At 75.5% G+C, this 11,976-nt stretch carries 11 protein-coding genes, 1 pseudogene and 1 riboswitch; of the genes and pseudogenes, 8 read left to right on the forward strand and 4 right to left on the reverse strand.

Annotation, left to right across the window (positions count from 1 at the left end; translation table 11 throughout):
* Positions 1 to 157 precede the first annotated feature (157 nt).
* The 5 genes from E1265_RS04385 to E1265_RS04400 all read left to right on the forward strand — a co-directional run bounded on the left by E1265_RS04385 (position 158) and on the right by E1265_RS04400 (position 4,136).
* Positions 158 to 1,060: a S1 family peptidase gene (locus E1265_RS04385; RefSeq protein WP_132928872.1), complete on the forward strand. Its 903-nt coding sequence runs from the start codon at positions 158 to 160 to the stop codon at positions 1,058 to 1,060.
* Between the two features lie 9 nt (positions 1,061 to 1,069).
* The gene (locus E1265_RS04390; RefSeq protein ID WP_132928873.1) at positions 1,070 to 1,852 is read left to right on the forward strand and encodes a DNA-formamidopyrimidine glycosylase family protein; all 783 of its coding nucleotides are present in this window, start codon (positions 1,070 to 1,072) and stop codon (positions 1,850 to 1,852) included.
* 114 nt (positions 1,853 to 1,966) lie between these two features.
* Complete coding sequence (locus E1265_RS36815) at positions 1,967 to 2,107, forward strand: hypothetical protein (protein WP_165953642.1); 141 nt, start codon at positions 1,967 to 1,969, stop codon at positions 2,105 to 2,107.
* A gap of 18 nt (positions 2,108 to 2,125) precedes the next feature.
* A complete protein-coding gene (locus E1265_RS04395) occupies positions 2,126 to 3,205 on the forward strand; it encodes a methyltransferase domain-containing protein (RefSeq protein WP_132928874.1) in 1,080 nt (359 codons plus the stop codon).
* Positions 3,206 to 3,344: 139 nt separating this feature from the next.
* The gene (locus E1265_RS04400; RefSeq protein ID WP_165953643.1) at positions 3,345 to 4,136 is read left to right on the forward strand and encodes a helix-turn-helix domain-containing protein; all 792 of its coding nucleotides are present in this window, start codon (positions 3,345 to 3,347) and stop codon (positions 4,134 to 4,136) included.
* Between the two features lie 181 nt (positions 4,137 to 4,317).
* Here E1265_RS04400 and E1265_RS04405 read toward each other — a convergent pair whose 3' ends face one another.
* Entirely contained in the window at positions 4,318 to 5,601 is a 1,284-nt protein-coding gene (locus E1265_RS04405) for an aminotransferase class V-fold PLP-dependent enzyme (protein WP_132928876.1), read from the reverse strand.
* Between the two features lie 156 nt (positions 5,602 to 5,757).
* Positions 5,758 to 5,874: riboswitch (SAM riboswitch) on the reverse strand.
* A 106-nt stretch (positions 5,875 to 5,980) separates the two neighbouring features.
* Positions 5,981 to 6,634 carry a UdgX family uracil-DNA binding protein gene (locus tag E1265_RS04410; RefSeq protein ID WP_132928877.1) on the reverse strand — a complete coding sequence of 218 codons (654 nt, stop codon included), beginning with the start codon at positions 6,632 to 6,634 and terminating at the stop codon, positions 5,981 to 5,983.
* Positions 6,635 to 6,843: 209 nt separating this feature from the next.
* On the opposite strand from E1265_RS04410, the gene E1265_RS04415 reads away from it, so the two are divergent.
* Entirely contained in the window at positions 6,844 to 8,229 is a 1,386-nt protein-coding gene (locus E1265_RS04415; protein WP_132928878.1) for an acetamidase/formamidase family protein, read from the forward strand.
* Positions 8,230 to 8,247: 18 nt separating this feature from the next.
* Here E1265_RS04415 and E1265_RS37825 read toward each other — a convergent pair whose 3' ends face one another.
* Entirely contained in the window at positions 8,248 to 8,703 is a 456-nt protein-coding gene (locus E1265_RS37825; protein ID WP_207930945.1) for a tetratricopeptide repeat protein, read from the reverse strand.
* A gap of 45 nt (positions 8,704 to 8,748) precedes the next feature.
* Positions 8,749 to 9,216 (reverse strand): annotated as a pseudogene (locus E1265_RS37830) (nucleoside deaminase); the annotation flags it as partial.
* A 144-nt stretch (positions 9,217 to 9,360) separates the two neighbouring features.
* Between E1265_RS37830 and ligD the strand changes: the two are divergent.
* On the forward strand, positions 9,361 to 10,389 hold the full coding sequence (ligD, locus tag E1265_RS04425) for a non-homologous end-joining DNA ligase (RefSeq protein ID WP_207930944.1): 1,029 nt from the start codon (positions 9,361 to 9,363) through the stop codon (positions 10,387 to 10,389).
* 46 nt (positions 10,390 to 10,435) lie between these two features.
* A complete protein-coding gene (locus E1265_RS04430; protein ID WP_132928880.1) occupies positions 10,436 to 11,863 on the forward strand; it encodes an NAD(P)/FAD-dependent oxidoreductase in 1,428 nt (475 codons plus the stop codon).
* The last annotated feature ends 113 nt before the right edge of the window (positions 11,864 to 11,976 follow it).

Below are 11,976 nucleotides of genomic sequence, written 5' to 3' on the forward strand. Positions count from 1 at the left end.
TCCTGGCCACCCGAGGGCGAGGTGACCGATGGTGAGCGACCGATCACCCGCCGATCCTTCACCGGAGGCGCGGGGCGCGGGCTCCGCGACACGCGCGGGTGGCGCGTGGGAGAATCCCTCAATTGTCATGCCCATGAATCTCCGTTCGGAGGACCGCATGCACGATTCCCGCACCACCCCGCTCCTCAGACGCCTCGTCATCGCGCTGGCCGTGCCCCTGCTGGCGCTCCTCGGCCTGGCGCTGCCCGCGCGGGCCGAACCGGCCCCCGCCTCGTTCGCCGCCGACCAGCTCGAAGCCGCGAGCGACGCGGTGCTCGCCGCCGACGTCGCGGGCACGGCCTGGGCCGTCGACCACGCCGCCGGCACCGTCCGGGTCACCGTGGACGACTCCGTCTCCCCCGTCGACCTCGCCCACCTGCGGCGCACCGCAGGACCGCTCGCCGACGCCCTGACCGTCGAGCGCACCCCCGGCACCCTCACCCCACGGCTGCGCGGCGGCGAGGCCGTCTACGGCGCCGGCGTCCGCTGCGCGGTGGGCTTCAACGCCCGCTCGGGATCGGCCTACTACTTCATCACCGCCGGGCACTGCACCTCGCTGGCCAACACCTGGTTCTCCGACGCCTCGCACAGCACCGCCGTCGGCCAGACCTTCGGCACCAGCTTCCCGGGCAACGACTACGGCCTGGTCCGCTACCTCGCCGCCCCGTCCCCCTGGCCGCCCGGCGTCGTCTGCAACGGCGTGCCGGTCGACATCATCGGGGTCGGCACGCCCACCATCGGCATGAGCGTCCGCTTCGCCGGCCCGGCCAGCGGCTGCCGCTCGGGCACCGTCACGGCCCTCAACGCGACCGTCAACTACGGGGGCGGCGACATCGTCTCCGGGCTGATCCGCACCAACATCTGCGCCGAGCCAGGCGACAGCGGCGGCCCGCTGTTCACGCCCGGCGGACTCGCCATCGGCATCCTCTCCGGCGGCAGCGGCAACTGCGCCAGCGGCGGCACCAGCTACTTCCAGCCCGTCGGAGAGGTGCTCAGCGCCTACGGGCTCACCCTCCCGTAACGTAGCGGCATGCCCGAACTGCCCGATGTGGAGGAATTCCGGCGCGTCCTGGCGTCCTGCGCCACCGGCCGCCGGATCGAGCGGGTCGAGGTCGCCGACGCCGGCGTGCTACGCGGGGTCACGGCGCGCCGGCTGCGCCAGCGGCTCACCGGCCGGACCTTCGCGGCACCGCGCCGGCACGGCAAGTGGCTGCTCGCGCCCACCGAGGGACCCACCGTGCTCTTCCACTTCGGCATGACGGGCAACCTGCGCTGCGACCCGGCCGACGCCTCGGCCGCGCCCCACGACCGGGTCACCCTCACCCTCGACGACGGCCGCCGGCTCCGCTACCGCGACCAGCGCAAGCTGCGCGGCATCTGGTTCGCCGCCACGGCCGCCGACGTGGACCGGATGCTCGCCGACCAGGGCCCCGACGCGCTGGCCCTCGCCCCCGGCGAGCTGGCCGAACTGCTGGCCGCCCAGCGCCGCCGGGTCAAGGCGGCGCTGCTCGACCAGTCGACCGTGGCCGGCCTCGGCAATCTGCTGGCCGACGAGATCCTCTGGCACGCGAGGGTCCATCCGGCCCGACGCGCCGTCGACCTGACCGACGACGAACGACGGCGCGTCGACTCGGCGGCACGGCACGTGCTGCGCGGGGCCGTGCCCGCCGGCCACGTCCCCGCCAAGCCCTCCTGGCTCACCGCCAGGAGGGACGCGCCCGCGCCGCACTGCCCGCGCTGCGACACCCCGCTCCGGCACAGCCGGGTCGCCGGCCGCACCACGCTGTGGTGTCCCGCCTGCCAGCCGGAGTGACACCGGCGCGCGCCCGAGGCGCCACCCGGGGCACACGCTCCCACACGGCCCTTTGCCGTCGCTCACGCCCGGGCATGTGCGAGCAGTAGGGTTCGGCACAGCCGGGAGGGCGCCATGGGTGGCAAACACAGCGACGGCAAGAACGGCGAGGAAGGCGACAAGCGGCAGTCCCCGCGCGAGAGCGACAGTCAGTGGCCGGGGCCGGTCACGCCGCCGTCGCCGCCGTCGTCGCCGCGCGCACCGGAAGAGCAGTAGGCGGAAGGACAGGCAGGAATGACCACGATGCGGCGGCTCGTCGACACCCTGCGGGACGGTGGCTCGCTGCCGCGCCAGTGGGCGGACGCGGTCGCCGCCGTGGACCGGGCGGCGTTCATCCCGGACGTCTGCCCGGGCCTCGATCGGGCGGCGGACGAGGCGGAGTGGCTGGCGGCCGTCTACAGCGACCGGCCGGTGGTCACGCAGGTGGACGACGGAGCCGAGGGCGGCCCCGGGGTTCCCACCTCCTCCTCGTCCCAACCGTCCCAGATGCTCGAGATGCTGGAGCTGCTCGACGTCCACGAGGGCCAGCGGGTCCTGGAGATCGGCACGGCCACCGGCTACCACGCCGCGTGGCTGTGCCACCGGCTCGGCTCGGACCACGTCACCTCCGTCGAGATCGACGAGCGGCTGCACCGCCAGGCCGCCGGGAGCCTCGCCGCCGCCGGCTACGCCCCCCGCCTCGTGGTCGGGGACGGCAGCAGGGGCTGGGCGGACGGCGCGCCCTACGACCGGATCATCAGCACCTGCACGCTGCGCGAGATCACCCCCGAGCTGCTGGTCCAGACCCGCGACGGCGGGCGGATCGTCACCCCGTTCGGCAGCAGCTTCCACTCGTACTCGTACCTCACGCTCGACGTCCACGACGGCGTCGGCGACGGCCGCTTCTCCGGCCGCCCCGCGTTCATGTGGTCCCGCCCCCAGCGGGGGCGCGGCGCCGAGCTCTCCGACGTCTACCGCGGGGAGCGCGGCGAGCGGGGCACCACCGACCTCGACCCGAGCGAACTCAACGCGCCGGACGCCATGTTCGCCGTCTCGCTGCGGGTGCGTGACGCCTGGCCCGAGATCGACTGGGAGAACGACGGCTCGGGCGAGTGGACCTACTGGCTGCTCTCCGACGATCGCCGCTCCTGGGCCAGGGTGGAGTTCGTCCCCGGCCGCGCCGAGTTCGAGACGGAGCAGAGCGGCCCCCGGCGGCTCTGGGACGAGGTGGCGGCGGCGTACCGCCGTTGGAAGTCCCTCGGCTCGCCCCGGCGTTCACGCCACCGCCTGCGGGTCACGCCAGAGGGCCAGTCCGTGGGCCTGGCCCCGGCCTAGCATGGAGGGGCCGCCGCTGCTGAACGCCGGGCCGCTGCGGATCTCCTGCCGCTGCGCTGTCCCCGGCCGATCGCGAGCCGCTGGCCAGGCGGTACCAGGACGCGGCCGGCTTCCAAGGCCGGGGCTGCTGGTGCGCCCGGTGTACGAGGAGCACCTGATCGGCCTGGTGCCCGAGGGCGACGAACTCGGGGACCGGCTGCACGCCCTGGTGACTGAGCGGCCCGGGTACGCGCTCGGCGTCAGTTCGGCGCAGCCGCCGCGGGCCACGGCCGAGGCGTACGACCAGGCCAGGCACGCGCTGGCCATGGCCCGCAACGCGCCCGACCGGGTGGCCGGTTACCGCGGTCAGGGTCCGTTGGAGCGCCTCCTGCCGCGGGAGACGGCGCGGGCCTGGGCGCGTTCCTTCCTGGGGCCGCTGGGCGCGGTCCCCGCGGGGACGGTCGGCGTCACCCGGCTGGCGTTGTCCTTTCCTCGGGCGGGCGTGGCGCGGCTGCTCGGCATCAGCCGGAACACCGTCACCGCGCGCGTGGGGGACGTCGAGCGCGCCCTCGGCCTCGACCTGCGGGACGTCGGCGCCCGGGCGGCGCTCGCGCTGGCGTTGGCGGTCGGCTCGCCGCCGCCGGCGGCGGCGAGCCGGGGTCGTCGGGCCCCACGCTCGACGAGTTGTCGCGGACCCCGGCGGCGAGGGCGTGGGCCGCGGCGCTGCTCGCCCCGCTGCGGCAGCCCGAGCACCACGAGCTGCGCGCCACCCTGCGGGCCTGGATCGACGCCAACGTGGACGCGCGGCACGCCGCGCACCGCCTCGGGATCAGCGGGAACCGGTGCGGGCGCGGCTCAGGACGGCCGAACGGCTGCTGGGCGCGACCTGTTGGGCACCGGGGCGGGGATCCACGACCTCGTGCACGCGCTGCGCGCGACGGGCGCGCCGTGAACCGGCGACGGTGCGTCGTGCCCTCTCGCCGGTCGCGCCGGGGCGGCGTGCACGGTGGTGGGAGTCTTTCGCACCTTCTAGTTTTCTGGTGCGACGGCGCCGCTCAGCTCGCACCGGCGGGAGGGCTGAGCGGCGGCCAGGGGGAGAGGCCCGGCCCGCGGCCACGCGCCCCAGCCGGCGTTCAGCCCGCCAGGGTTGAGACCGCCTCGACGAGCCGGGTGACGTGCTCCTCAGGGGTGCCGGCACCGAAGCTGACGCGGAGCGCTTGGAGCGGCCCGTCACACTCCTCGGTGGACTCCGCCGAGGCGCCGAGCAGCCTGCGCACCAGCGGCTGGGCGCAGAACATGCCGGAGCGCACGCCGATGCCGAAGCGCTCGGAGAGCTCCACCGCCAACTGCCCGTTGTCGCGGTCGGCCACCGTGAAGGAGGCGACGGCGACGCGGTCCGCCTCCGGGCCGAACAGGGACAGCTCCCTGACCGCCGGGATCTCACTGAGGCCCTCGCGGAGCAGGGCGAGCAGCCGCTGTTCGTGGGCGACCAGCGTCTCGTGGCTCGCCTCGGTCAGGGCGCGGCAGGCGGCGGCGATGGCGAAGGCGCCGATGACGTTGGGTGAGCCGGCCTCGTGCCTGGCCTCGTCCTCGGCCCACTGGACGTGCACGCCGCCGTCGGCCCGCCGGTTGACGACGCGGGTGGCGCCGCCGCCTGCCAGGTAGGGCTCGGCGCCGCTGAGCCAGTCGGCGCGGCCGGCCAACACGCCGGCGCCGAAGGGGGCGTAGAGCTTGTGGCCGGAGAACGCCACCCAGTCCACGTCGAGTCGGCGCACGCTGACGGGTCGGTGCGGGGCGAGCTGGGCCGCGTCGAGCACGATCCTGGCGCCGTGTCGGTGGGCGGCGGCGGCGAGTTCGGCGACCGGCCACAGCTCGCCCGTGACGTTGGAGGCGCCGGTGACGCACAGCAGCGCGGGGCCCCCGGCCTCGGGGCGGGCGGCGAGCGCTGACTCGGCGATGGCGACGGCGTGTTCCGGCGAGTGGGGGGCGTCGAGGTAGGTGACCTGGTGGCCGTGGTGGGCCCAGGGCAGCAGCGCCGCGTGGTGCTCGGTCTCGAAGACGAAAACCCGGGTGCCGGCGGGCAGGGCGGCGGCCAGCAGGTTGAGCGAGTCGGTGGTGGAGCGGGTGAAGACCACCTGGTCGGCGGGGCGGCAGTCGAGGAAGGCGGCGACGGTCGCGCGGCTGCGCTCGAAGAGCTCGGTGGACAGCCGCGAGAGGTGGCCCGTGCCCCGGTGCACGCTGCCGTAGTACGGCGCGTACTCGGCCACCTCCTCCCAGACGCGGCGCAGCACGGGCGCGGACGCGGCGTAGTCGAGCGCGGCGTACTCGATGTCGCCGCCGCCGGCGAGCGGGGCGCGGACGCCGGCGCTGAGCACGTCGAGGGTGGCCGGGGTGGCGGGGGCACAGCTGGTGGTCATGGTGCACGTCTCCGTGGGCAGGCGCGCCCGACGGCCTCGCGGGTGGCCGTCGGCGCGAGAAGGCGGGTAACGAGAGAAAGGGGGAGAAAGGGAAGGAAGACGAGGGGGGAGCGTGACGCTCTACCGCATTCGCATTCGCACGAGGGAGCTCCTTCTCGGCCGCGCTTGCCGCGAGCCCTGCTGCTCGCGACCCGGTCATCACCCGGGGCACCCCGCCACGACGGAGGGTTGCCGGACAGCGGGCCGGGGCCGTGGTCGCTGTCACTCGTGACCTCGCCGAGGATTTTGGCACAGGGGCCTTCTGGGCACCCGGGGTGTCTCACTCCTCGGACGCGGCGACTCCTCGAACAAGGGCGGTGGTCAGGGCCCCGTCGGGTGGTCAGGCCCCCTCCAGGGCGCGGGCGGCCACCCTCAGGTCGGCGACCAGGCCGGCGTAGGCGGCCTCGCGCTCCGCGTCGTCGGCGCGCAGCACGGCCGAGGGATGGATGGTGGCGACCACGGTGTCGGCGCCCTCGCCCGGCCAGGGCAGCCGCAGGCCGCGCTGTCTGGTCACCCGGAACGAGGAGCCGAGCAGTGCCTTGCCCGCGGTGGCGCCGAGCGCCACGATCACCTCGGGCTCGACCAGGCGGAGTTCGGCGGTGAGCCAGGGCCGGCAGGCGGCCGCCTCGCGCAGGGTCGGCGGCTTGTGGATGCGGCGCTTGCCCCGGGGAGCGAACTTGAAGTGCTTGACGGCGTTGGTGAGATACGCGTCGTCGGGGTCGATGCCGGCGTCGGTCAGCGCCCGGTCGAGCACCCGGCCGGCCGGCCCGACGAACGGCGCGCCCCGGCGGTCCTCCTGGTCGCCCGGCTCCTCGCCGACCAGCACGACCCGGGCCGTCGGCTCGCCGGCGCCGAACACCGTCTGGGTGGCGTCGCGGTAGAGCGGGCAGCCGTGGCAGCGGGCGGCGGCGCCGCGCAGCTCGGGCAGCCCGGCGCCCTCCGGGACGTAGGGGCTGGCGTCGTAGGACTCCGGCCCGGGCTCGGATGCGGACACCGGCGCCGAGTACCCGGTCGGCGGCGAACCATCCCTCGTTTCGGCCGTGTGTCGTCGGGCCGTCCGGGCCGGGCGCCGTGTTTCCGGCGGGTGAGAAACGTGGGTCGATCACTCACAGCCCCTGACCATGGCCCCGAGCTCACCTAGGGTGACGGCTGGCCCGGTACGGCAGCCGCACGTACCCGCCCGGGCAGAACAGGAGCACCACCATGAGCACGCAAGCTGGGCAGGGCGCCGCCGTCCGCGAGACGCTGATCGCCGCCCTCGGCCGCCGCCGCTTCCTCCAGGCGGCGAGCGCCGTGACGGCGGCCGGCACCGCCACCGGCCTGACGGCCGCCGCCCCCGCCACGGCGGCGTCAGACGGCCCCCGCGTCGACTACCCACGCGAGGTCCTGCAGCCGCACCGCGGCCCCGTCCACGGTCGGCACTACCTGCCGTCGCTCCCCGACCAGGTCCGCTGGGGCTACACGCCCGCGGTGGACAGCGAGCCGGTGCTGCGGATCCGCTCCGGCGAGACGGTGACCGTGGACTCGGTCTCGCACGAGGGCATCCTCGAGGACCAGGGCCGCGACCCGGTGGCCTTCTTCGGCGGCCACGACGTGCCGCGCGGCCAGGTGCTGAGCGACGCCGTCGCCATCGCCGCCGAGTACGACCGCACCGAGCGCGACTTCGACGTCGACGGCCCGCACGTCATCACCGGGCCGATCCAGGTCGCCGGCGCGGAACCCGGCGACGTGCTGAAGGTGGAGCCGCTCTCGCTGCTCCCCCGCGTGCCCTACGGCGTGATCTCCAGCCGGCACGGCAAGGGCGCGCTCGGCCGCCGTCCGGACGGCTCGGCACCGGACGGGGTCACGCTCGGCGAGGTGATGCCGCCGGTGGCCACGGACGGCCGGCCGGGCGGCGAACCGACCGAGTACGGCAACGTCTCGGTGTTCACTCCGGTGCGGCGCGGCCGGGGCGGCACGCTCAACGGGGTGCTGCCGCTCGGCTCGCGGGGCGGCCGCGAGGTCGTGTTCCCGCTGCGGCCGCACATGGGCACGATGGGCGTGGCCTTCGCCGAGGCCGCCGCGCTGGACGACCCGGCGCTCAACTCCATCCCGCCCACCCTCGGCGGCGGCAACATCGACATCAACCTGCTGCGCGAGGGCGCCACGCTCTACCTGCCGGTCTTCACCGAGGGCGCCCTCTTCTACACCGGCGACCCGCACTTCGCCATGGCCGACGGCGAGGTGGCGCTGACCGCCGTCGAGGGTTCGCTGCGCGCCACGTTCCGGCTCACCGTCTGCAAGCCGGGCTCAGGCGACGCGCCCTCGGTCGCCTTCCGGTACCCCTTCGGCGAGACCGAGGACGCGTGGCTGCCGGTGGGCCTCTCCGACCCGGACGGCAGCCGGGGCAGCGGTCAGGTCAGCGACCTGGACGTCGCGATGCGGCGGGCCGTGGTCAACGCGCTCGACTTCCTCGAACACGACCTGGGCATGGACCGGCCCACCGCCTACGCCTACCTCTCGGCGGCGGCCGACTTCCACATCTCCCAGGTGGTCGACCGCACGGTCGGCGTCCACGGGGTGATCCCCAAGGACCACTTCGACCGGTGAGCGCCGGGCGCGCCCGTGCTACCGCCCGGTCGGTGGCTCCTCGACGAGGGCCCGCGCGTAGTTGGCCATGGAGCGCTGGTAGCGCGGCAGGTGGGGGGCGAGAGCGGTGAGGGCGACGGAGACGGCCTCGCGTTCGCGGCCGACGTCGGTGAGGGCGAGCGCCAGCGTCGCGCGGACCGCGTCGTCCATGACGTCGGAGGTGCGGGCCAGCTCCGCGGTCAGCAGCTCGACGCTCTCCTCGGGGCGGCCGAGGTTCCGCAGCGAGCTGGCCAGTTGGCAGATCACACGGCGCCGACGCACGCCCGTGAGGCCGAGTTCGAGCGCCCGCCGGTACTCCGGCACGGCGCGCTCGGGCAGTCCTGTGGAGTCGTAGACGCAGCCTCGCTCGAAAGCGGCGAGCGCGCTGTCCTCGGGGAGCTCGGCCGCAAGACCCTCGATGAGCGCCCGGAACTCCGCCGCCTCATGCTCGTCCATCGAGAGCCAGGCCTGGGCCACCCGCCGCTCCCAGTTCGGCTCGCCATGGAAGCTCCGGTGCAACTCCCGTACTTCCTCTGCCAGTTCGGGCACCGGGCCCTCGACCTTCACGCCGGGCGCCACCTCGGAGACCGGCAGCGTGCGCACCGGGGGCGCCGGAACGCCCAACGCGCCGAGCCACTCCCCGAGTTGCTCGGACGAGCTGGCGTAGACGACCCGCCCGAGGCCGACCCAGGCGTGGGCCGCGGCGCACATCGGGCAGTGCTCGCCCGAGGTGTAGACGGTCGCGGCCGCCCGCTCGGCCGGGGTGAGGTTGGCCGCCGCCCAGCGGGCCAGCGCGAACTCCGGATGCCGGGTGTGGTCGCCGTCGGCCACCCGGTTGTGGTCCTCGGCCAACGCGGTCCCGTCGGCGCCCACCAGCACCGAGCCGAACGGCTCGTCCCCGGCCGCCAACGCCTCGGCGGCCAGCTCGACGCAGCGTCGCAGATGCCGCAGGTCAGCCTCGTTCACCATCGTGCCCTCCCGGTCCCTCGCCCGCGCCTCGGATCGCGCGGCGGTCAGGATACGTCGCCGCCCCTGCGCCGTTCGAACGGAAAAAGGGCAGCTCGGCGGCGTCCCGGCGGCCGGGACGCCGCCCCGGCCGCCTCTACTTGGGGCATGGAACGGGACCAGAACCCGCTGGCGGGCGTGCCGGGCGCCGTGCCGCCGATACTGGCGGTCGACGGCGAGCCGCCGACCGGCCCGTGGGGCTACGAGTTCAAGTGGGACGGCTACCGCTGCTGCCTCTGCGCCGGGCCCGCCGGCCGCACCCGGCTCACCAGCCGCAACGGCCACGACCTCGGCGCCACCTACCCGGAGCTCACCGGCGTCGTGCCCGAGGCCCTCGGCGCGCACGGCGGTCTTGTGCTCGACGGCGAGATCGTCGCCCTGGACGAGGCGGGCCGCCCCGACTTCGGGCTGCTCCAACGCCGCCACCAGCGGCGGCCGGCGCCCGGACTGCTGGCCCGGGTGCCGGTGACGTACTTCGCCTTCGACGTGCTGCGGCTTGGCGGGCGCCCCCTGCTCGACGAGCCCTACGCCGCCCGGCGGGAACGACTCGCCGACCTCGGCCTCGACGCCTCGCCCCGGCTCGCCGTGCCACCCCACTACACGGGCGAGGAGGTCGACCCGCAGCGGCTGGTGGACATCGCACGCGAGCACGGCCTCGAGGGCGTGATCGCCAAGCGGCTCGACTCCCCCTACCTGCCGGGACGGCGTTCCCGGCTGTGGGTGAAGAAGGCGCTGTTCACGGCCAGGGAGGTGGTGGTCGGCGGCTGGCAGCCGGGCGAGGGCAGGCGCGGCGGCTCGATCGGCTCCCTGTTGCTCGGGGCGCACGACGAGGCGGGCGCGCTGCGCTACCTCGGCCGGGTGGGCAGCGGCTTCAGCGAGGCGGTGCTGGCCGACCTGGGCGCCCGTCTCGCGCCGCTGGCCCGCGCCACGAGCCCGTTCGACGAGCAGGTGCCGCGCCCGCACGCGCGCCGCGCCCACTGGGTCGAGCCCCGGCTGGTCGGCGAGGTGGCACACCGCACCTGGACCGACGAGGGCCGGCTGCGGCACCCGGTCTGGCGCGGGCTGCGCCCCGACCGCGACCCCGAGGAGGTCGCGCTGCCGGCGCGGCCGGGTGAAGATCGGGAAGCGACCCCCTAGCGTGGGCGATCGGTCGGAGGACGGTTGAAAGAGACGGGAGTTGCAGATGAGCGACGACGCCAACGACACGTACGACGTGATCGTGATCGGCGCCGGGCCGACCGGTGAGAACCTCGCGGACCGCACGGCGGCGGCCGGCCTGCGCACCGTGATCGTGGAGAGCGAGCTGGTCGGCGGCGAGTGCTCCTACTGGGCGTGCATCCCGAGCAAGGCCCTGCTGCGGCCGGCGGCCGCGCTGAAGGCCGCCAGGTCCGTGGACGGCGCCCGGCAGGTGGCGGGCGAGCGGCCGGTGGACGCGGCGGCCGTGCTGGCGCGGCGCGACTCCTTCGTGGGCGACTGGCGGGACGACGGGCAGGTCTCCTGGCTGGACTCCGTCGGCGTCGAACTGGTCCGCGGCCACGCGAGGTTGGACGGCCCCCGCCGCGTCGTGGTGGGCGAGCGGCGGCTGACCGCCCGGCACGCGGTGGTGATCTGCACCGGCAGCCGGGCCGTCGTCCCGGACGTGCCCGGGGTGGCGGAGGCCCGGCCGTGGACCAGCCGGGAGGCGACGGCGGCCAGGCGGGTGCCGGAGCGACTGGCCGTCGTGGGTGGCGGCGTGGTGGGCGCCGAGATGGCGGCCGCGTGGAGCTCGCTCGGCTCGCGCGTGACGCTGCTGATGCGCGGCGAGCGGCCGCTGCCCCGGATGGAACCGTTCGCCGGCGACCTGGTCGCCGAGGGGCTGCGGGACTCCGGCGTCGACGTGCGCGCCGGCGTCTCGGTGACGGGCCTTTCCAGGGGCGAGGGGCCGGTGGAGGTCGCGCTCGACCAGGGCGGTTCCGTGACGGCGGACGAGGTGCTCTTCGCCACCGGCCGGGCGCCGCGCACCGACGACCTGGGCCTCGAGACGGTCGGCCTCGAACCCGGCTCCTGGCTCCAGGTGGACGACACCCTGCGGGTGACGGGCGTCGCCGACGGCTGGCTCTACTGCGCCGGCGACCCCAACCACCGGGCGCTGCTGACCCACCAGGGCAAGTACCAGGCGCGGATCGCCGGGGCGGCGATCGCGAGCCGAGCGGCCGGCCGGCCGGTGGACGACGCGGCCTGGGGCCCCTGCGCGGCGACGGCGGACCACGCGGCGGTGCCGCAGGTGGTGTTCACCGAGCCGGAGGTGGCCTCGGTCGGCCTGACCGCCGCGGCCGCCGAGGCGGCCGGCCGCCGCCACCGGGCGGTCGACTACGACCTCGGCTCGGTCGCGGGCGCCGCCCTGTACGCGGACGGCTACCGGGGGCAGGCGCGGTTGGTGGTGGACCTGGAGGACGAACGCCTGCTCGGCGCCACCTTCGTCGGCCCGGGCGCCGGGGAGCTCCTGCACGCCGCCACCATCGCGGTCGCCGGCGGGGTCCCGATCTCCCGCCTCTGGCACGCCGTCCCCGCGTTCCCCACGGTCAACGAGGTCTGGCTGCGGCTGCTCGAGACCTACCGGGACCAGGGCTAACCGCCCGCGTAGGGGGCGCAGAGGTCGCGCATCTGGTCGTCCCAGTAGTCGCTCCACTCCTCAGCGGCCTCGCAGAAGGCCGCCATGGCCTCGTCCTCGGGGTTGGCGGGCTC

Origin of the sequence: Streptomyces sp. 8K308, from assembly GCF_004348315.1 — a bacterium.
In the GTDB taxonomy this organism is placed as follows: Bacteria; Actinomycetota; Actinomycetes; order Streptomycetales; family Streptomycetaceae; genus Streptomyces.